At 61.2% G+C, this 18,743-nt stretch carries 21 protein-coding genes; 10 read left to right on the plus strand and 11 right to left on the minus strand.

All coding sequences use genetic code 11. From position 1 onward, the window contains the following. Positions 1-345: 345 nt before the first annotated feature. The 6 genes from WS49_RS25580 (at position 346) to WS49_RS25605 (ending at position 4,566) form a co-directional block, all read left to right on the plus strand. Positions 346-708, plus strand: a complete 363-nt coding sequence (locus WS49_RS25580) for a hypothetical protein (protein WP_059534555.1) — start codon at positions 346-348, stop codon at positions 706-708. 113 nt (positions 709-821) lie between these two features. Continuing rightward, the gene (locus tag WS49_RS25585; RefSeq protein WP_059534557.1) at positions 822-1,271 is read left to right on the plus strand and encodes a hypothetical protein; all 450 of its coding nucleotides are present in this window, start codon (positions 822-824) and stop codon (positions 1,269-1,271) included. Further along, entirely contained in the window at positions 1,259-2,101 is an 843-nt protein-coding gene (locus WS49_RS25590; RefSeq protein WP_059534559.1) for a hypothetical protein, read from the plus strand. The genes WS49_RS25585 and WS49_RS25590 overlap by 13 nt, the downstream gene beginning before the upstream one ends. A gap of 11 nt (positions 2,102-2,112) precedes the next feature. Then, entirely contained in the window at positions 2,113-2,703 is a 591-nt protein-coding gene (locus tag WS49_RS25595) for a single-stranded DNA-binding protein (RefSeq protein ID WP_059534561.1), read from the plus strand. Positions 2,704-3,100: 397 nt separating this feature from the next. Continuing rightward, a complete protein-coding gene (locus WS49_RS25600; protein WP_059534563.1) occupies positions 3,101-4,243 on the plus strand; it encodes a DUF7146 domain-containing protein in 1,143 nt (380 codons plus the stop codon). A gap of 95 nt (positions 4,244-4,338) precedes the next feature. Next, a complete protein-coding gene (locus WS49_RS25605; protein WP_244139199.1) occupies positions 4,339-4,566 on the plus strand; it encodes a hypothetical protein in 228 nt (75 codons plus the stop codon). 44 nt (positions 4,567-4,610) lie between these two features. On the opposite strand, the gene WS49_RS25610 is transcribed toward WS49_RS25605, so the two are convergent. The 4 genes from WS49_RS25610 to WS49_RS25625 form a co-directional block, all read right to left on the minus strand. After that, positions 4,611-4,865 carry a hypothetical protein gene (locus WS49_RS25610; protein ID WP_059534565.1) on the minus strand — a complete coding sequence of 85 codons (255 nt, stop codon included), beginning with the start codon at positions 4,863-4,865 and terminating at the stop codon, positions 4,611-4,613. Then, complete coding sequence (locus WS49_RS35730; RefSeq protein WP_168799608.1) at positions 4,862-5,017, minus strand: hypothetical protein; 156 nt, start codon at positions 5,015-5,017, stop codon at positions 4,862-4,864. The genes WS49_RS25610 and WS49_RS35730 overlap by 4 nt, the downstream gene beginning before the upstream one ends. A 119-nt stretch (positions 5,018-5,136) precedes the next feature. Further along, positions 5,137-5,475, minus strand: coding sequence for a hypothetical protein (locus WS49_RS25620; protein WP_059534569.1), 339 nt, complete (start codon positions 5,473-5,475; stop codon positions 5,137-5,139). Between the two features lie 9 nt (positions 5,476-5,484). Continuing rightward, entirely contained in the window at positions 5,485-6,489 is a 1,005-nt protein-coding gene (locus WS49_RS25625) for a PRTRC system protein D (protein WP_059534571.1), read from the minus strand. 1,470 nt (positions 6,490-7,959) lie between these two features. Here WS49_RS25625 and WS49_RS25630 point away from each other — a divergent pair. Next, on the plus strand, positions 7,960-9,090 hold the full coding sequence (locus tag WS49_RS25630) for an integrase domain-containing protein (RefSeq protein ID WP_059534573.1): 1,131 nt from the start codon (positions 7,960-7,962) through the stop codon (positions 9,088-9,090). A gap of 210 nt (positions 9,091-9,300) precedes the next feature. Here the strand turns inward: WS49_RS25630 and WS49_RS34165 are convergent, their stop codons facing one another. The 7 genes from WS49_RS34165 to WS49_RS25660 all read right to left on the minus strand — a co-directional run bounded on the left by WS49_RS34165 (position 9,301) and on the right by WS49_RS25660 (position 13,787). After that, positions 9,301-9,924: a cold shock domain-containing protein gene (locus WS49_RS34165; RefSeq protein ID WP_082725238.1), complete on the minus strand. Its 624-nt coding sequence runs from the start codon at positions 9,922-9,924 to the stop codon at positions 9,301-9,303. Positions 9,925-9,967: 43 nt separating this feature from the next. Then, positions 9,968-10,639: a Lar family restriction alleviation protein gene (locus WS49_RS25635; RefSeq protein WP_059534575.1), complete on the minus strand. Its 672-nt coding sequence runs from the start codon at positions 10,637-10,639 to the stop codon at positions 9,968-9,970. Between the two features lie 110 nt (positions 10,640-10,749). Next, on the minus strand, positions 10,750-11,169 hold the full coding sequence (locus WS49_RS25640; protein ID WP_059534576.1) for a hypothetical protein: 420 nt from the start codon (positions 11,167-11,169) through the stop codon (positions 10,750-10,752). 53 nt (positions 11,170-11,222) lie between these two features. Continuing rightward, positions 11,223-12,470, minus strand: a complete 1,248-nt coding sequence (locus WS49_RS25645) for a DUF1173 family protein (protein WP_059534577.1) — start codon at positions 12,468-12,470, stop codon at positions 11,223-11,225. Next, positions 12,467-12,970, minus strand: a complete 504-nt coding sequence (locus tag WS49_RS25650; RefSeq protein WP_059534579.1) for a hypothetical protein — start codon at positions 12,968-12,970, stop codon at positions 12,467-12,469. The genes WS49_RS25645 and WS49_RS25650 overlap by 4 nt, the downstream gene beginning before the upstream one ends. A gap of 16 nt (positions 12,971-12,986) precedes the next feature. Then, positions 12,987-13,307 (minus strand): hypothetical protein, encoded by a 321-nt coding sequence (locus tag WS49_RS25655; RefSeq protein WP_059534581.1) that lies wholly within the window; start codon positions 13,305-13,307, stop codon positions 12,987-12,989. 24 nt (positions 13,308-13,331) lie between these two features. Continuing rightward, positions 13,332-13,787, minus strand: a complete 456-nt coding sequence (locus WS49_RS25660; protein WP_059534583.1) for a hypothetical protein — start codon at positions 13,785-13,787, stop codon at positions 13,332-13,334. A gap of 453 nt (positions 13,788-14,240) precedes the next feature. On the opposite strand from WS49_RS25660, the gene WS49_RS25665 reads away from it, so the two are divergent. From WS49_RS25665 to WS49_RS25675, 3 genes are all read left to right on the plus strand, one after another. Further along, positions 14,241-15,029: a hypothetical protein gene (locus WS49_RS25665; protein ID WP_059534769.1), complete on the plus strand. Its 789-nt coding sequence runs from the start codon at positions 14,241-14,243 to the stop codon at positions 15,027-15,029. A gap of 70 nt (positions 15,030-15,099) precedes the next feature. Beyond that, on the plus strand, positions 15,100-18,231 hold the full coding sequence (locus WS49_RS25670; RefSeq protein WP_257127704.1) for an SNF2-related protein: 3,132 nt from the start codon (positions 15,100-15,102) through the stop codon (positions 18,229-18,231). Beyond that, the gene (locus tag WS49_RS25675; protein WP_306453735.1) at positions 18,228-18,473 is read left to right on the plus strand and encodes a hypothetical protein; all 246 of its coding nucleotides are present in this window, start codon (positions 18,228-18,230) and stop codon (positions 18,471-18,473) included. Before WS49_RS25670 ends, WS49_RS25675 begins: the two co-directional genes overlap by 4 nt. Positions 18,474-18,743: the final 270 nt, after the last annotated feature.

Genomic DNA, 18,743 nt, shown 5'->3' on the forward strand with positions numbered 1-18,743 from the left:
CGATTTTCTGGAGCATTCTCGGTTTTGCCCCACAACTGGTTGCGTTCGGACAATGCAGCCAAAGCTGTACGCGATTGCCGAGCATTCCGCGTGCGCCGCGCATTGGTGCGGCTTACCCTACCTCTATCACGCGTTTCCGACGCATCGACCTACCTGAGCCAACCGGCTCTGCCGTTTCGCGGCTTGCCCGCGCCTTCCCTGCAATCGGCCCTGAGTGATTTCGTGCGCTGACCAACGAGGTCGCGGACGAAAGCGCTTCGCGCCGATTTCCTTGCTCGTTTCGAGCATCGAAACCACCGGGCGTTGTCCGGACATCCCCTTGTTCGATTTTCTCTGGAGAGAAACATGTTGAAGTCCCTGTTCAGCGGTGCGTTCAAATCGCCTGTCAAGCTCCTCGCTCTGTGCTTGGCGGCCTATATCGCCGCGCACTCGATCATCGTTTTCGTTTTTATGGCTATTGCTGCAGTTCACCACTTCAAGAGCAGTGCGAAGGGTGCCCCGCGTCAGTCGGATCGTGACACCGCGGATCGCCACGATGTTGACGAAAGTCCGCGGCACGCGAAGAGCGGCCCTGTCACGACGGCGAAAGCCGAAGCTCAGGCACCGGCAGTCTCGCAACGTCAGTATGCGAAATCCGCTGTTGTCATCCCCATCAAGGCTTCGTCGAACCGGACGAATGCCCAACACCTGAAAACGGGCACGAAGTAAGTCGCCCCTGTCCGCCCGCGCGAAGCAATTCGCGCAGGCGCCCCCATCTCCCACCGGGAACCACGTTCCCGGTAAGGGGAATGAGGTGCCCGGTTGATATCCGGAGCACGCTCATGAAACCGCAAGTAGCTGGATGGCAGCTCGACATGTTCGGCGGTGATTCGCCGATTCTCATCACTCGACCCAAACCCGATCCTTTGCCGGATCCCGATCGCTGGGAGCCGCACGTGCGGGAAAAGCTCGCCGAGGCCGTGGTTTTCTTCGCCCTCGACAGCCGGCATAGCGACAACGTCCCCGAGGCGTTGATCGACTGCGCCGAAATGCTCCATCAACGGCTGTGCAACCGACCGGTGGACAAGGTCGATTACTACGCGACGCTCGGCTGGATCATGGAGCTTTGGACGGGGGCGATTCCGTACTCGTTCGTCTGCGCACTCGGCCGTGTCCGACCGCGCGCGATGCAGGACGCGATCCGCGACGTTCCGTTGCTCAACTATGACTTCAACCGACTCGACCGCTGGTGTAGCGGTCAACTGTCGCTGGAGGCGCAATGGGCGGCGTAGCCATGTTCTTCACGCGCGTGCTCGCTCAGGCCTTCCCCGGCAGTCCGCGGGCATCGGCGTCGACGGTCGAGCAGCCTTCGTCAGCATGCGGCAGCGCGAAGCCTGTTGGCACTGGCGCCGAAAATGAGGCGCTCGTGACAATCGCGGGAATCGTCCATCTGTTCGTCGACGAGGGCGACTGTGTCGTCGAGTTCGTACCGGCATTCGATGACGCACCTGGCGACACGATGTTCGGCACGAAGATCCTTCCGGCGCTCGCGCCGCACTGGGCGATGTTGCAGCAGCACCCGGCCCCGCTGAAGGACGCGATCGCGACGGCGATCCGCCGCACAAGCGTACCGGCCACTGGCGCTATGGGTATCGCATCACCAACCGCAGATTCGGAAGCTCGATCGGCACGCACGTCGGAGGGTGCGGAAACGCCAGCCGACGTTGAGCGCGAAGTCGGTCGCCAGACGTCTGTGGGTGAATCGGGTGGGTTCCGTTCTTCACGTCGAGGTAGCGATGCCGAAACGGGCCGTTCCGCTCCGGTCGAAGGCCGGATTAACGGCTGGGGCGAAGAAACCTTCGCCGACCGTCGACCAGGCAAATCTCGGAGCTATCGGTCGTTTGCCCTTCGCCTCGAGACGAGAGGGGGCGAACAGGTATTGCAGGGCGAGGGCCTGAAGGAAGCGATCAGCGAGTGTGGTTGCCGCGTTGGCGACCGCGTATCGGTCAAGCGCCTGCGCAAGATCAAGGTGCCGGCGTTCCGCAAGGAAGACGGTTCACCTATTTACAAAGATGGCCAGCAAGTCATGTGGGACAAGTGGCTGTGGTCAATTACCAAGTGAAGGAGTTCTAGATGGCATCTGTTAACAAAGTGATCATCGTCGGCAACCTTGGCGCCGATCCGGAAGTGCGATACCTGCCCAGTGGCGACGCGGTCGCGAACGCTCGAGTGGCGACAACCGATCGCTATAAGGACAAGGCGAGCGGCGACTACAAGGAAATGACCGAGTGGCATCGCATCTCGTTCTTCGGCCGATTGGCCGAGATCGTGAGCGAGTACCTGAAGAAGGGTAGCTCGATCTACGTCGAAGGCCGCATCCGCACCCGCAAATGGCAAGGCCAGGACGGACAGGATCGTTACTCGACCGAGATTGTGGCCGATCAGATGCAGATGCTCGGCGGTCGCAACGGTGGTGGTCGCGGCGAAGGTGGCGATCATGGCGGCGACGGTGGCTTCGAACAGGGCACCCGTCGGCAGGCAGCAGCACCGGCCGGACGTTCTGCACCGAGCCAAGCCTCTGCAAATGCAGCACCCCGTCCCCAGCGTGCTGCACCTCCGGCGGACCAGACGCGGTCGTATGGCGGTGGGGGCGGCTTCGATGAGATGGATGACGATATTCCGTTCGAATCGTGGTATCCGCGCAAAGCGTGGGCCGCGCTCTGATCCCGGAAAAGCTCACCATCCTGCTACTCGCTCCCGTTTTCTCTCACCTATAGCGTGCGACGTGCCTTCGGGCACGTCACACGCCGTCTTCCTTCCCACCCGCAATTCCCTGTTCCGCTGACGTTGCTGAACCAAGCCGACGCGCCCGCGCGCGGCTTCGTTGAGCAAGCGTTTCCGCGCCTGTCTCAGGCATCGAAAAACCCGCAGTCCAACTGGAGAGATCCGTGAACGTGAAGTGTTTCTGCCTTTCGTCCCGCTCTGGGCTCTCCATGACGCGTCGATTCGACGTGCCGTTGGAGTCCGCGGCGGTAGGAAGGTTTGTTGATCCATCTGTGCTGGCTATCCGACCGGTGGCGAATGCACGCGTTTTCGCCGTTGTGCGAACGGAGGACGAATCATGGGAGAGCTGAAGAAGCTGAATCTCGCGGCCATCGACTGGCCCAATGTTTTTCCGCACTACATCGACAGTCGATTTTTGAACGGAAAAGGGCGCTGGTGGACGTGCCCGCTTTGCGATGGGGAAGAGACCTTCCGGCTCTATCCCGCCGAGAAAGACCCCCGCGGTGGTTGGCATTGTGCGCGCTGCTTGAAGGGCGGTACCGGCGTACAGCTGATTCACGAGGTGACCGGTAAACCGTATCGCGAGATCTACTACGAGCTCGGAACCGGCAACTACAACGGTGGTATTCCGGTCGCGGTGGTCCGCAAGGCAAAGCCGGTCCCGGTCCGGCCTGAAAAAAGCGACGAGCAGAAGTGTCGTGAAATGCAGGCCGCTTGGGACGGCGCCGCTCCGGTGACGGTTGATTCGTTTGTCTGGACATACCTATCGACGCGGATTCCCGGGCTACGGCTCGAGTGGATCGGGCGCGACGTGCGCTGTCACCCAGGCTTGGAGTACGTCGACGCCTTCGGCAAGAAGCAGGGGAAGTTTCCCGTGATGCTTCAGCGCGCGCGATCGCAAGCCGGGAAGCCGCGGCGTGTCCATCGCACCTACCTCACGGCTGACGGCGAGAAGGTTCCGTTTCTCACGAAGAACGGGAAGCCGCGAGCGAAGCTGGAGATGAGCGCGCCGGCCGGTAGTTTCGGTTCGTCGGTGCGGCTCAACACGACGCGCTCTCGCACGCTAGCGCTGGTGGAGGGCGCCGAGACTGGCTTTGCGGTCGTCGCACGGTACGAGAATCGCATCGAGGTCCGCTGCCTGTTGAATTGCGGTGGCCTGGAGCATGCCGATATCAACTGGAACGACTACGACTACGTGATCATCTACGCCGATCGAGACAAGGTGGATCACCGGCGCGGATTCAGGCCGGGTGAACACCATGCGCAGCTTCTTGCTGATCGCATTCGTGCGCACGGCAAGCGCGTTTCGATCGTGAAGTCGGTGGTTGAGGGCGTGGATTTTTGTGACGTGTGGAAGTTGCAGTACCAACGGCGGGCGCAACAGCGTGACCATGTGCGCGCTAGGCAACTGGCGCGTGAGGAAACGCGGAAAAGGAACCTGACGCGGATCCGTACCAGTGGGATGTGCGCAGCAATGTGACTTTGGCGCCGGCAGTAGCCGGCATTCTTTTTTACTTACCCGGTGGGGATACGTCCCCTCCGGGCCGTATTGCGCCGGGCCACATCACGAGGTGAATGATGGGCTCGTTTCGACTGGTGCTGGATGAGTTTGAAGTGATCGAGGTGCCGCCCAAGGTGGCCTCAGAGGGGGCAGCAGACCTTTCCGAAGGTCCGCGCTTCGACGTGATCGACCGGCTGCTCGAAGGCGACGATCGCTACATCCTCCGGGATGAAGCGTTCCAGCCGGCGGTCGATTTTTGCATGGCGTGGCTCGAAGAAAAAGAGAAGAGCCGAGCGCACTAAACTTGAAGACAAGCGACTCCCCTCGGGAAGTCGCTTTTTTTTGCTTAGTCACCCACGATAACCAGGACGAGAAGGAGGATGAGCCTGAATACTCGCCACGCCCCGGCGGCCCAAAACGTGCCGATCGCGCCAACAAGAAGAAACAGACTGGCGATGTCGCCCGCGCCGTGGTTGTGCATGAAAGCGCCGGCCATGAAGATCAGCGAGTACACCAAGACCAGAATGAAGCGGCGCAGGACAAACGGGAGGGCTCGGAATCCACGGATGATAGTGGATGCGGTGCCGGCGACGGCGTTCATTGCTCGTCCTTGGCATTGGCCATATGGGCGTGCCATGCCTCGACGCAGTATTCGGCAGCAATCGCGGCGGCCGCCACAGCCAGCCAAAAGTAGGGGGATGCGAGCTTGTGAATCAGTTCGCCGTTGCGAATCCACTCGATCAGTTCCAGCATCTTCTTCTCCTTATCTATCGGTGCAAGACGTGGCACACGTTTTGAACACCTACCTCGTACAGCAATTCTCTCAGGTCTGTACAAAAAGCAAGCTGCGAAAAAAACGAACCGACGGACTGTCACGCCCATGCCCCGAGCTGATCGTGAAGCGAGTCGTCAAAGTCCACGCCGTCAAGGCTCCCATCGCCAACGCTGAGTACCTGAAACGAGTCGCTGTCATGTGCGCTGGTCGCGCGCGCTGGCGTAGCCTGCGGTGACGCGGGCGTGACGAGCGGCGCGGCCACTGCAGGGGTTACGACGCGCACCTGCCCGGTCAATTCCTGACGAATCGCTGATTCGGCCAACGCTTTGAGGACGGCGGCCCGGCGACGGGCCGACGGACATGCGCTCAACCGCTCGAACAGCAGCGGCGACACGAGCTCGTTGATCGTGATGGTCATCTCGATCTTGTCGCTCATGCCCCCTCCTTACCGGCGTTCGCGAGCGACGCTCGATTCCCCGACCAGCAGGAACCCGCGAACGTTCGCGAGGCACGGCGCGTCGATCACCTCGATGACGACCCGCGGGAACGCTTGTCGGATGACGGACGCGTAGAGTGCCGCGCCTCCGCCGGACAGGATGATCGATCGAACGTTCGCCAGACGGCCGACGTTGTTTTGCATTTCCTTGACGACGCCCGAAATCAACGGCTGCGCTTTCTCGAGATAGGGCGCGAGGTCGATGTCGTTTCCATAGAAGAAGAATGGCGTTTGCTCGCGCAGCGCTTTGTCGATTCGCTCGATGTCCTCGACCGCGTCGCCTTGGTCGCGCGCGATCAGTTGGGCGATGCGCTGATAGATCTGCGATGCGCCGCCCGGCATGCCGCCGCTGCGCTTGTCGTCCATCGCGAAGCCGCTCGCGTACACCCAGTCGGTCGTGAAGTAGCCGACGTCGACGACGAGATGTTCAACGTCGCGGCCAAACTCGCCTTTCCGGTTGCTGGAGGCAAGGACGAGCGAGCCGAGCGGCTGTGGGATCACCATCACCTTGTCGATCTTTACGCGGCCCGCGCCGAAATCCAGCGTGCCAGTGAATCGCTCCATCAACGCGCCCGCGTACTTCTTCAGGTTGTGAACCGGCAGGCCAAGCACCAGGCGTTCGACATGGGTCACGCCGGAAAAATGGATAGCGCCGAGGAGCAGCGCGGCGTAGTTGTTCGTGAGAATGTAGTCGTCCGCCAGCGCGCGACCCGTGTTGCCGTATGCGGCAGTCAGGGAAACGTCCGGGCCGACCTCGTACTCAACCTGGTCGATCACGATGGTGGCCACCTTACGGGTGGTCAGCACGCTGTCGCCGTAGCCGGCGATCGAACGACTCGCCGCAAGCGGCGACAGCGACGGAAACATTCCGGAGGCAACGGCGTTGTTCGCGGCACGGTGTGCGTATTTCGTATTGCCGTAGCCGACGTCGATAGCAAAGACTGCAGTTTTCAAAGGCGACTCCTTTGGTCACTGGTTCATGGAAGGCGAGCGCAACGTCGAACCCGGAGTCGAACTTCGGCACAGCCACTGCACCAAAGTCCTAGATAAAGTCGGACATTGAAAACGGGCCGTTACCGAAGTCGGACATATAGTGGGAGATTGCAATGGCGAGCCCTTGAATCTCCCGGATAAAGTCCGAGATTGCGTGATCCAGTCTATCGAGCGGTACGCATAGTCAAGTTTTGGAAAGCGGCGCACTTCCCGCCAGCTTTCGCGCGGCCGAGCGTGACAAAACCGCCTATTCTGGGCATCACCTACCGCGTCATCGACGCATCGAACCCGAGCGCCAGGCGCTCACACTCCCCCTTCCGGCCCGTCTTGGGCCTCCAACGCAGTGAAGTGTCCGGGCCGCACATTGACGCGGCCTTTTTCTGAAGTAAATCAAGTACACAGTGGTCCACCTTGAGGACCCCTGGACAGTGCGATATCCATACGATCGGCGGCGGTTTGCCGCAATGGGACGCAATGAGGACATGTGGACACCGGACAGCGGACAGTCCACGCGGCCTCGATTGCGTCTGCTCACGCCCTTTCAGCGAACGAGCTGGGTGCGTTCAGGAAGCCCGATACACCGCGGCGGACATGAACGTGCTTGGGGGCGGGGGAAGTCTTGCGAACCGGAGAGACCGGCGTCGCGATTCCCTGATTGGAAGAACGAACGGTAGGCGCAGCCGTAACCCAAATGCGCAACAGGAATTGCCCGGCACGTAGCCCGGCGCCGGCGACCGCGAGGTTCGTCGACGCCGAGACGCGCAAGCGTCAGGCTGGCAGGGTAGCCACGAAGCTGGACTGGGCGGTTCGAATCCGCGCAGCGCGTCCGACAAGCGGGCGCGACATGAACGGCGACGGTTTTGCGCGAAGCGCGGACTGCGTCGGTCATGCCAGCGGGATGGACAGTCGGATTGCATGCTCTTCCCATGCAGCGGGCTGATCGGATGGAATCGCTAAAGGACAGGAAGCAGCAAGACCGCGCCGGCGGATACCGGCGCAGCCACTCGCGCGAGCGAGGGCGAGAGAAGTGGCCGTTGTTGCGCCAGGTAGGGGCGGGCAACGGACGGCAAAGGTGAACGTCTATGGGTTCGCCGCGAGCAATCCAGATCGACCCGCGCCGACTGACGTGGGGAGCGATTGCGCGTAGCGGACACCGTTGGCTGACCGAAGATTTGCCGCGTCAGTGGAATCGGCGGGACATGGGCAAATCAGCGCCGATCGGTTCTTGACCGCGAAGGCGCGCATCGTAGGATGGGCTCGCGAATGGGAATCGGCGTTGGCCCCGTAGATCGAGGCCGACGGTCTCGCGGAGCGCGATCGGTGGGCGGTCATTGCGGAGGAATGCGTTGGCCGCGCACGATCGATAGGTTAAAAGAAGTGGCGGGAGTGTTCCGCCAGATGTGAGCGGCGCCGGCCGCAAGGAGTAAGTGTATGGCTGCGATCCTCAACGTTCGGGCTGTTGTGGGCCGCTATCGACTGTCGCCGGAATTTCGCGATGCGCTGCTGGTGCTCTTCGATCAGCACGTCGCAGAGATCCACAGCACGACGCGGATCAGCAAGCGTGCGTTATCGATCAAGACGCAGGAATATCGCGCGACGGCGATCTGCAAGGCATTCGTCGAACTGCGCGAGGGTGGCTTCGCCCTTCAGACGCCGTGGTCCTTGAAGACCAAGCACATCGAGTACCTGGTCGACCAATGGGTCAAGGCTGAACAGTCCGGCGGCACGATCGAGAACAAGCTCACCTACTTGCGAGCGCTTGCGCAGTGGCTGGGAAAGGCGAACCTCGTCGGCACGCTCGGCGATTATGTCGATCGCCGTGAGGCGGGCCTCGAGCGCAGCTATGTGGCGACCGAGGATAAGTCGTGGGTGGCGAACGGGGTGGACGCGGTCGCGAAGATCGCAGAGATCGCGCAGACGTGTCCGTACACCGCCGTGCAACTCAAACTGCAGGCAGCGTTCGGGCTGCGTGTCGAGGAGAGCTTCATGCTGCGCCCGGTAGAAGCGGTTCGCGATCCGCATATGCTTGCGGTGACTCGCGGAACCAAGGGTGGGCGGCCGCGGGAGGTGCCGATTGAGCGGAAGATCGCGACCCTAGAAGAAGCGGCCCGCCTGAGCAACGGTGTCACCGGGTCCACAATTCCCGTCGGCCGGACATTGAAGCAGTGGCGCGACTGGTACTACTACGTGCTCGGCAAGCATGGCGTGACGAAAAGCGGCATCGGCGTGACGAGTCACGGACTGCGTCACGAGTATCTGCAGACGCTCTATGAGCAGGTGGCCGAGGTGCCGGCGCCGATCAAGGGTTCGTCGTCGCGGCCCGATCCTGCCGCGCATGACGAGGCAAAGCGGCGGGTGGTCGAGGCTGCCGGGCATAGCCGGGTGTCGAAGGCGAATGCCTACTTGTCGACCTTCACCCGGCAGGCCGAGCTGAAGAATGCGTTGCCGACCGTCGATGAGGCGAAGGCTGCGCTCGAGGCGGCCTGTGGGAACAAGACACATGCTGCTGGTGCGTTGGGCATTTCGCGCCAAGCGTTGTATAGGATTCTTGGGGCGCGATAGGGAAGCGCGGATAGAGCGACTGCGTCGGCGATACGCGCGAATCCCAGCGCAATGATCGGTTTGCCAGAATGCACCTGAAAATCGGAGGTGATACGGGGATCGCGTCGAGCCACGACTCGATAGACTGAGTGTGTCTCTCAGGTTCTGGCACAGGCCCTCGGAAATCGCTAGAACCCTCGTTAAGCCGGCGCAAGCCGGCTTTTTTTTTCTTCAATGCGAGCGCCGTCGAACACTGCGAACGACTGCGTCGAGTATTGGCTTGATGTGCTGCGCGAGCTTCGGGTGCACATGGAGGAATCGTGCGAGCGGAGGCGATACCTGGTAGTACGTTCGGATCGCCCATCGGCCCGGCTTCGTGGTCCGGAGGACACTGTCTCGGAATCCACGGAGAGCAAGGACCTCCGGTGCGTCGTAGTCGCCATAGACCGCGGACGCAATGAAGCACATGCCGAACCGTTTGAACGTGGCTGCGCAATACGGGCAAACCGAGCGCTCCGGCCGTCCCCGGTGCGTGATGATCCGCGGGACCATCTTCTTCTTGCATGCAATGCATTCGACGCGATCATCGCGATGTTGCGAGGCGGGCGCTCGCGATTGTCTTTCGACGATCCGCACTTTGGCCGCGCGCGTACCTCGATTGTTTGAAGTCGCGTCGAACTCGACTATGTCACCGTCGCGTGGCGCCTCGGCCCCGATGACGTCGCTGACGTGAAAGAAATAGTCGGTGGCTGCTTCCCCGTGGATAAAGCCGTGGCCCTTATCCTTCGAGAACCACTTTATGGTTCCTCGCGTGGTTCTGGTTTTGTAGTTGGTTGGTCGAGTTCGTAATGATATCCGTCCGGCGCCTGGTCGCCCGACGTGTTGTGGCGTTCACCAGCTACCACCGATCTCGGTCGGGCATCGCGTCCACCGCGATCGCGATCCGATCTTCGAAAAGGAAATCTCGATGCTCGTTCGGCGAGTGGATTTTCGGGAACTGGACATAGTCCTGTCCGTCGACCTCGATCCACTTCGCCAACTGGACGAGTTTTCGATATCGTGCTGCGTCTTCGAGTACCGGTGCGATCGGCCACGTATCGAAGGTGACGACGGTCGCGTCGATAATGCGCTGCGCCAACATCTTGAAGATCGGACCAATCTCGTTCCAGTCTCCTTCTACGCGGGACAGCATGTCGAGAACCAGCTGCGTATCGCAGGCGCCGAGCTCTCTCTCGATCAGCCTTCGCAGGTCCTCATCCGTTGCCTTCGGTCGATTCAAGCGCCGGTTCCATGTTTCGGCGCAGCGGTCTTTCGCGGCCGCTTCGTCGTCGCCGACCGTTTCCCACTGCGTCGACATGCCGCAACCCGTGCAATAGATGCAGACCAATGGTTCGGTCAGCGGAGCCTCGGGCGGGCGGGGAAGTACGTCACCGATGTTCGGGGGGCCGCCGAAACGGCCGAACTGGCTGAAATCGAATCGGCGATTCTCGTCGCACTCGACGAGTCGTTGCGATCGGCCGACGGTCGGCCGGCCGCCACAGTGCTCACATGGATAGAGCTGTTCGATCATTTGTCGGAAGGTTGTAAGTTTCTCGTCGCCGGCATTATTGCTGTTTTTGCATGCCGGCAAAACCGAGAAAAGCGCGAATATTCCTTCCGGTAATTCCTTACTCGTCTGAATTAATCGCGTGAAGCCCGTAGTTCCGCAACGCGAATAAGGGACAGGAGCGAGTCGGTGGACGTGTTGGATGTGTCGCTTGATTCGGAGGATGCGACGACGATCTGGCCGGAATCGGTAGGAAATACTCGTCGCGCGGAGTGAAGATCGTCGACGAACCAGAAATGCCATGCCCGCGCGTAATGCCACCAGGTGCCGGCGCGTTCCAGTTCGTCCCATGACGCGCGGAACTCGAGGATGGCGCCGAAGCTCGTGAAGACTGCACACCGCAGTCCGCGAGCGTCGGTCACCGCGACGGCGAGCTGCCGGCCGCCGGAGAAAGAGTCGGGGTGGCGGCATGCCATGGAGAGGGCGGGAAACTGAGGACCCCACTGATCGGTGCGGGAGACCGCGCGATGGAGGAAAAGCGACTTGCCGTGCATAGGCGGCGTCCAGGTTGAGAAGATGCCTTCATCTTGCCGGCGTCGTTGCAATGTCAAGGTCTGGCGCTTCGTCGCGCAATAGGAGGGAAATGGACATCGACCAGCTGACACCTGTCGATATCCCACTCCACGGCCTGGATTCCGCGCGCCATGCGGAGACGTTGCTTTTCCCGCTTGCGATCCTCGTACTCGGCAACGCCATTCATGCCATAGACCTCGATGTGGGTTGGTTCCGCGGTGTCTGTTAGGACGAAGTCCGGCAGCATGTCGGTGCCTTCATTTAGCCGGATCGGCTTGTCGAAGGCGCGGCCTTCGGCAACGAGCCGATTTGCCATAGCGACTTCGTGGATGGAATCGCATGTGATGTACGTGGACGAGCAAAGCATTGCTGCGAGATCGACTACAACGTGATGGCCCTTCGGTGTGCGCTCGATCACGAGAATCGCGACAACCCGGGCATTGCGGTCACCGAACGCGCGCGTCGCGTGGCTGTATCGCTTCTCGGCGAGCGCGATCAACTCGCTATTGCAGTAGTACCGTTTTGCGCTCTGTCGCAATGTGATCGAGCGGCCGTAAGGGGTCACGCCAATTTCCGCGATCTCGCCGACGACCAGACCACGATGGTTCGTGCCGTCGCGCTGTCCAACGAGTGTGAGGAACGCGTCGAATTCGGCGTTGATCGCGGCGCGGTCCGCTTCCTGGAACCTGCGCATGACGTGCAGGACCTTCTCGGCGGGTTCGCCGTTGATCACGGCGTCGCTGACCTCGGCGAGGACACGCGCATTGCAGACGCCCCAGTTCCGCGCCCGATCTACGCCAGACCAGCGATTGAGCCCGGCGACTTGCCAGAGTGCCTGCAGGAAGCCGAGGAGTGGCGCCGAGCGGCGCGACGTAGTGGGCGCGCAGGCTTGCCGTGGGCCCTTTGATACTGCACCGACAGTGCGCTGCGTGAGGGCGATGTCGAGCTTCGCTCGCAACCCCGCTGCGGTGGCCACGATGCCCGGCAGCGCCTTTCCGGATTCGCTGGTCCCGTCACTCGGATCCTTGTGGAACGAACAGGACTGGCGGTCGTGCATCGGGCCTTCTTCGGGCCAGCCGGCGAGGTGTAGCAGGCTGCCGTATCGACGAATCTGGAGGCGCAGTGGCGCTGCGGCGCCGCGGCATAAGCACTGCGCGTAGCCCGGGTTGATCTTCGCGCGCTCGAGCTGACGGAAGAAGGCGGCGGGGTTTTCCTGGACGTCGTCGAGCGCGATGGCGATTCCCGAGAACGAGACCTTGGCCGGTGATTTGTCAGTCGTCATGGGGCACTCCGTTCAGATGATCCGGTGCTGTCGATGGCTTTGCCGTACCGTGCCACCAGTCGATCCGCTCCCGGTGTCGAATTCACCACGGGTCGTTCGGCGCGTCGCTGCTCGACGATGCGCAGATCGATCTTGGTCAGGGTCTCGATGGATACGGAACCTCGGACGAGATACTCGACCGCGACTTCTTCCTTGGCCCACTCTGGAATTAGATCGCTATCAGCAATCGCGCCGAGCATTCGATCGGTGAGGGTGTCGCGGTAGATTGCTATCCGGGATGCGGCACGGGACGCAATGGAAAACGTGACGATCCCGGTCGGAATGAGTGCAGCCGCAATTGTGGTATTCCGACCAAGCCCGGAAAGCGTGATCAGCGACAGGACGCCGAAGCCAGTGATGATCATGCCGGCGATCCGAACTGCATATGCCGATGAGTCTCGTTCGAGTTGCATTGCGAGGCGGCCGAGTGTAATGCCACCCGTTGACGGAATGCTGTTCATGGTTGTCGTGCGTGGTCTATATCCATTCGTTGATGGGGGGATGCGAAAGCCGCGGCGGGATGTACACCGTTCCGGTGTCCTTGTCGATCAGCAGCCACTGCCCGTTGGTGAGCCGTTTCACGTGGCAGTGCGGGTGACGCATCTGCATGATTCGCGCGGCGCGGCCGCGCTCGTAGCGCCGAACGGTTGCCATGACGAGTCGGACGGTACTCGCGGCCGCTATAAGCAGCCCGGCTATTGCCAGGATCGCGAGGCATGACCAGGCCCTGCTGCCGCCGAGCTGGGTGACCAGTCCGGTGGCGATTGCGGCCAGCGCCGCTAAGGTCGAAGAGAACACGATCGAAAGCTGAAGCGTCCGGTTTCAGCTAGCGAGTCGCCGGCGAAGCGCGGCGCGATCGCGGCCGAAGAGCCCGAGCCCTATCGCGAGTGCTGCCGGAACACTCACGACGATCGCATAGGCCCACCAGAGGCGTTCGCCAAGATCCCGAGCCAGTGCCGCGATCGGCCGCTGCTCGAACCCTTTCGACTGGCAGATCGGAGACGCCGGAAGCGCATGGTCGGGAATTTTGTCCTTGCATACTTGGATCGAAAGCGAACCGGGCTGCGCGGGCGGGTTGTTCGCTGTTTGCGCCGCGAACTCCAAGATTTCTCGTGGAATCGTCTGAAACGAGAAGTTGCTGTACAGCGCGAGAGCGCCGCAAAGAATCACGCTCGGAAACACGAAAAAAATGTAGAAGGCCCATTTCCCCACGAACAGGGTGTGGCTGGCGAGATGGCGGGCGCGGTCCAGAGGAGCGCGCATGGATTGGCTGGTCATTGTGCGGGTGCCCGGTTGGTTTGACGGGGGCGGCGGATGCGCCCACCACAACCATGCAGCCGGTGGGGACTGGAGATGGCTGAGAAAGCGCACTATTTTTCTGGAGCTTTCTTCCAAAGCCCCCTCAACCGGTTGCGTCCACCCCCCCCTGTTGCCTAGAAATTGAGCATCTGGCTGACGGCCCCGGCTCTACAGGGTCTGCGGCGGTTCTCCACAAGGTTGTCCAACGTTTTTGGGGAAAACTCGCTCGCGTCGACAGAGATGAAAGCAGTACGCAAACAGTTGTCATTTCCACCTTGTGGCCCGAAATGATGCAGCTACGATCATCGGGCACTCCGCGTCTTCGACGCATCGACAACCAGTCACCTCGCGTGGCACCAAATCTTCCTACACAACCCGATCGGGGCATCCCCGGTCTGGGCGGTGCTCCGTCTTCTACTGGTGGAGCACATCATGTACAACGCTTTGATCGAGCAGTTCAAGTTGGCACAGGCGACTGCGGCCGATGCCTATCGCGCAGTTGCGGGGGCAGAAATCTCCCTGTTTCCTGGCTTCGAAGATTACGAGCGTGCCACACGCTCGCGACACGAATACAAGGTCGAGCGAGAGTTGACGAAGTTCTGTGTCGACCTCTCCGAAGTGGTCGTGAGAGTCGCGCGGCGTGAAGTGGCGCCCGCCGGCACGCGGATCGAGATCGACCGGCCCGCCGAGTTGGAAGCGGCAGGTATCGATATCGGCGACGCCATTCGATCGGGCACAACGCCGGATCTGGACGCATTCTGGTTGCATCTCAAGCAGAAGTTCGCAGGAGATGCCGGCGCATCGATCGCCTACCAGCAGGCAGCGAAGGCAATCATCGACGGGCTTTGGCTGAAGCCGACAACAGAGATGAAGCGCACGAACAGCGGCATCGTGATCGAGGCGTCGGTCGGAAGCGAAGCCTCTTTCAGCAGCAGCGGTTGGCGTCGCGTTAGCTGCTACTCGCAAAGCCGCGTTGCAGCACTGGTGACAGGTCTCACGACGTTTGCCGTGAAGTCTGGGTGTGCGGCACTTGCAGGCGAGCTAAGGCATTGTCGCCTCGTGAGTGACGAGTATCGCTCGCGAGACAAGGAGAGCTTCACCGGTCTGGAAATCGTGCGCTACAACGACAAGTGGCAATTCAAGTTCGCGCACGCCGTCGGCGACGCACTGTCGATCTTCATCAGTGAGTTTGGGGCCGAGCATCTCGCATCGCGCGGATAGTACGGCACCTCCTACCTTCTTTCTTCGGCCCGCCTTGGCGGGCCGTTTCTATTTCTATCGAGAGATTTTCATGCAAATCGCGTTTGATTTCGAAGTAAGCGACTGGTACGCTCCGTTGCGAGCAATGCGAAGCCTCGGTTCGCTAGATGCTGGCGTGGCTCACCACGGGGAGTTGGCCGCGGCACGACGGCGTCACCTCGGGCAGTTTTTCACGCCGGACGCAGTTGCCAAGTACATGTGGGGATTCGTCGAGCGCTTCAATCCGAAGCGCAAGGTACACGTTCTCGACAACTCAATCGGTTCCGGCCGGTTGCTTCAGTTCTGCGATCCCGAGCGGCATTCGATCTACGGTGTCGACGTGCACGATCCTGCGGTGGCGGCATGTCAGTCGGCATTCGAGGAGGCGGGCTTCAAGGTGTCGATTCGTCGAGCCGGGATGGAAGAAATTCGACCATCCGGATTTGACGTTGCGATGATCAATCCGCCGTTCTCTCTGCACCTCGAGTCGCCGCACCTGTATCCGTTCGAGTGTACGACGATCGGACGATATGGCCCGAACACCAGTGCGTCGTCCCATGACTATGCCCTGGCCCAGGCGCTAAATGCCGCCAATGTGGTTGTTGCCTTGTTACCGGCGACGATGGCCGAGGCAATCGCGGGCGCGACCCTCGGTAAGCCGCACCACTATTACGGTGCGGCGAAAAGATTGGCCGGCTACTTCGAGCTACCGGACGACGCTTTCCAGTTGGAAGGAGCAAACGTTCGCACCGCGGTCCTTGTGTTCGATCGATACCGAACGCGTCCGGGTGACTTCGTTCGCACGGCCGCGGACCTCGGCCGTCCCGCGCCGATCCTGAGCCTACATTGGGAGGAGCGGTCGTTCGACCGGCCACGCCTGCAGCTGCAGACCCTCGATGATTCAACGCCAGCAGTTACACGGTCAGTAACTGGAGACACCCGGGTTGCCGTCGCGCATGACGGTCGTTGGATCCGACTGGGCTTCAAGTGCGGATTCATCGAGGCGATGGTGCTGAATGCCATCTACGAGCATCGCATTTTCTCGACGGATGGGCATCGGTTGCCACGTGGGTTCCGATATGCGGGGCAGGGGCTGCTCGACCTGGAGGTGTATCTGGTGCAGGACGATCCGCAAGCCGCCTTCGAGAGGCTGCTCGAACGTATCCGAGGCGCAGGCGGGGACCCCAGCGTCGCGCCCGGCCTGCGAGAGCACCTGGCCGTGCGGTCCCGGCGATCACTGCGTCAGCAGACGCCGTTGCGGCACGTCGTGTATACGGCGGGAGCTGGATCGGCGACGTCGGTGGTTGGCAGGGCGCGTGCGACGCATAAAGTCGATGACCGGATGTGGGCGAGTCCGCTCATCAAGGCCGGAGACGAAGTGGCGTTCGAGCGGGAAGACGACGGCGCGTACGGGTACGTATTGAAGGGCACCAAGTACCGCCTCGCGCTCGACGAGCTGAACGCACGATTTGTGGTTGAAAACGTCGCTCAGGGGTGGGAGGTCGTCCACGAAGGGTTGGCGGCGCGCTTTCCTGATCACGCCGCGGCGCTTCGCACTCGCGTCAGTGCACTCGGGATTCCCACGTGGTTGGACTGGGAATTCCAGGTCGACGATTTGATCGAGACGCTGATGAAGCCGTCTGGATGTGTGATCGCTTGGGAGCAGGGCTGCGGCAAGTCGCGACTCGCGCTAGCGCTTATTCTGGCGGCGGGTGTCAAGCATGGGCTGATTGTTGTAGAAGCACGCCTGGTTTCGGAGCTGTTGGCCGAAGCTGCACTGACGCCGATCGGTACGGAAGAAATCAAGGTTATCGAGTCGCCCGCCGATCTGGACGATCTGCGCCGCTTCAACCTGATCTCGTACGAGCGCTTGCGCATGGTGGTCGATCCGTCGCAGTCGAGACGGGCGACGTATGCGCACCGCCTGCGGCGTCGAATTGGCCTGCTGGTCGCCGACGAAGGGGAGCGTCTTGCGAACCCGACAAGCGACCAAAGCCGGGCGCTGTGGCGATTGTCGGCACGCCGGAGGTACGTGCTGACGGGAAGCCCAATTCCGAATTACCCGCGAGACGCGTTCGGCCTGATCGCATTTGCAGGTGGTGATGGGACCGCTGCTCAACCATACGGGTATCGTCGCGGCTATCTCGAACAGAACTGGCTCAAGTCGGTCGAGTACGCCGATCGTGGCATAGATCGATTCCGAGACGACTTCGTCGTAACGGAGTGGGTCACGTGGCAATTCGCGGAGAACCTGCAGGATGGGGCGAAGCGCGAAGTTCCGAAAATCGGAAATTTGTCGCTCTACCGCGCGATGCTCGCGCCACACCTCAAGCGTCGCTTGGTGTGCGAGCCGGACGTCGCGAAATACATCCAGATCGAGGTGCCCGAAGTTCACGTTCACACCGTGGACTGGGAGCCGGACCATCTCGCGATGTACCTGCGCGCGGCCGACGACTTCGCATCTTGGTACCGAGATCGCCAGAAGGACGGCGTGTCGTGCAATCTGGTGACGATCCTCGCGAGAATGCGGGCGGTGCACTTCGCCGCAAACTATCCGCAGTACGGGATGGAGGGTATAGAGCGCCGAAGTGGGCTGACCAGCAAACAGCGCGCCGTGATCGACCGGATGCGGGAGATTGCGGCCGAGGGCAAGCAGGCGATCGTTTTTGCCGAGAACCCCGGCGTGCTGAATTTGATTGCACGTGAGCTCGACGCGAGCAAGATCGACACGGTGCTGTTCCATGGCGGCATCTCGATCGCCAAGCGAGTGAAAGCAAAGGACCAACGGTTCCTCACCGGACTCGCGACGGGGCTGCTCTCGACCAAGGAGTCGGGTCGGGCAGGCTACAACCTTCCGAACGCGGACTATGTCTTGTTCTACGACCGGTCATGGACCTGGCGTGCGGAGTACCAGGCGATGCGGCGGGCCTTGCGATGGAATCGCAAGGGACGGTTGCGGGTCGAGTACTTCCACTTGCCCGGAAGCATTGACGTCTATCAGGACCAGATGGTCGCGCACAAGCGTGACGCGATGCAGGCGAGTCTGGACTGGGCAACACCCGAGCTCGAAGACGAGGCGTTCCTGCACATGGACACCTTGTTGGACGCGTTCGTCGAAGACGTTGCACGGCTTCACGGCGAGAAGACGTACGACATGCGTAAATTGTTGAAGGAGGCAGCATGATGAAAGCAGAACGAAGCGTGTCTGTTTCGATTGGTGACGGGGTGGTGACGATCAAGCGGGATGGGTCGAGCACTGCAACCGTTGCGGGTGTTCTCGGAAAGGTGACGAAGGGCGACGCGGAAGTGATATGCCTCGACCGCCTGGTTCACCAACCGTACGAGACCGAGTTTGTTGGATGGAAGGTCAGCGGCGCTGTCACGACGTTGCTCAGTCGCTCCTTCACTGGAGAAGGTGCAGCATAGCGTTCAGAGGAATCCCCCTCGTTCTTTTACTCAGGCCCGATCGTTTGATCGGGCCTTTTTTTTCGATCACCGCGGGTATCGCGCTGCGCAACCGGTGAAAGCTGGCTCGTTCTTTCGGGCTTTCCGCTGAGCTCCCGAAAATACAAGCGGTATCTTTTCCTCATCTACCGCGTCTCTGACGCATCGACTCAGCTGGCGCCGCCGGCATTCCTTTCCAACCCCATCGGGAACCACTCCCGATCGGGGGCAGGTTCCCTCTTCGGAGAACCT

The organism is Burkholderia sp. RF7-non_BP4, assembly GCF_001521935.1.
In the GTDB taxonomy this organism is placed as follows: Bacteria; Pseudomonadota; Gammaproteobacteria; order Burkholderiales; family Burkholderiaceae; genus Burkholderia; species Burkholderia diffusa.

Excerpts from the sequence above, each read along its gene's own strand:
- WS49_RS25580 (WP_059534555.1), top strand. The coding sequence starts at position 346 with ATGTTGAAGTCCCTGTTCAGCGGTGCGTTCAAATCGCCTGTCAAGCTC.
- WS49_RS25665 (WP_059534769.1), top strand. The coding sequence starts at position 14,241 with ATGTACAACGCTTTGATCGAGCAGTTCAAGTTGGCACAGGCGACTGCG.
- WS49_RS25610 (WP_059534565.1), bottom strand. The coding sequence starts at position 4,865 with ATGAACGCCGTCGCCGGCACCGCATCCACTATCATCCGTGGATTCCGA.
- WS49_RS25605 (WP_244139199.1), top strand. The coding sequence starts at position 4,339 with ATGATGGGCTCGTTTCGACTGGTGCTGGATGAGTTTGAAGTGATCGAG.
- WS49_RS25600 (WP_059534563.1), top strand. The coding sequence starts at position 3,101 with ATGGGAGAGCTGAAGAAGCTGAATCTCGCGGCCATCGACTGGCCCAAT.
- WS49_RS25585 (WP_059534557.1), top strand. The coding sequence starts at position 822 with ATGAAACCGCAAGTAGCTGGATGGCAGCTCGACATGTTCGGCGGTGAT.
- WS49_RS25595 (WP_059534561.1), top strand. The coding sequence starts at position 2,113 with ATGGCATCTGTTAACAAAGTGATCATCGTCGGCAACCTTGGCGCCGAT.
- WS49_RS25675 (WP_306453735.1), top strand. The coding sequence starts at position 18,228 with ATGATGAAAGCAGAACGAAGCGTGTCTGTTTCGATTGGTGACGGGGTG.
- WS49_RS25620 (WP_059534569.1), bottom strand. The coding sequence starts at position 5,475 with ATGAGCGACAAGATCGAGATGACCATCACGATCAACGAGCTCGTGTCG.
- WS49_RS25670 (WP_257127704.1), top strand. The coding sequence starts at position 15,100 with ATGCAAATCGCGTTTGATTTCGAAGTAAGCGACTGGTACGCTCCGTTG.
- WS49_RS25635 (WP_059534575.1), bottom strand. The coding sequence starts at position 10,639 with ATGATCGAACAGCTCTATCCATGTGAGCACTGTGGCGGCCGGCCGACC.
- WS49_RS25660 (WP_059534583.1), bottom strand. The coding sequence starts at position 13,787 with ATGACCAGCCAATCCATGCGCGCTCCTCTGGACCGCGCCCGCCATCTC.
- WS49_RS25640 (WP_059534576.1), bottom strand. The coding sequence starts at position 11,169 with ATGCACGGCAAGTCGCTTTTCCTCCATCGCGCGGTCTCCCGCACCGAT.
- WS49_RS25630 (WP_059534573.1), top strand. The coding sequence starts at position 7,960 with ATGGCTGCGATCCTCAACGTTCGGGCTGTTGTGGGCCGCTATCGACTG.
- WS49_RS25645 (WP_059534577.1), bottom strand. The coding sequence starts at position 12,470 with ATGACGACTGACAAATCACCGGCCAAGGTCTCGTTCTCGGGAATCGCC.
- WS49_RS25590 (WP_059534559.1), top strand. The coding sequence starts at position 1,259 with ATGGGCGGCGTAGCCATGTTCTTCACGCGCGTGCTCGCTCAGGCCTTC.
- WS49_RS25650 (WP_059534579.1), bottom strand. The coding sequence starts at position 12,970 with ATGAACAGCATTCCGTCAACGGGTGGCATTACACTCGGCCGCCTCGCA.
- WS49_RS35730 (WP_168799608.1), bottom strand. The coding sequence starts at position 5,017 with ATGCTGGAACTGATCGAGTGGATTCGCAACGGCGAACTGATTCACAAG.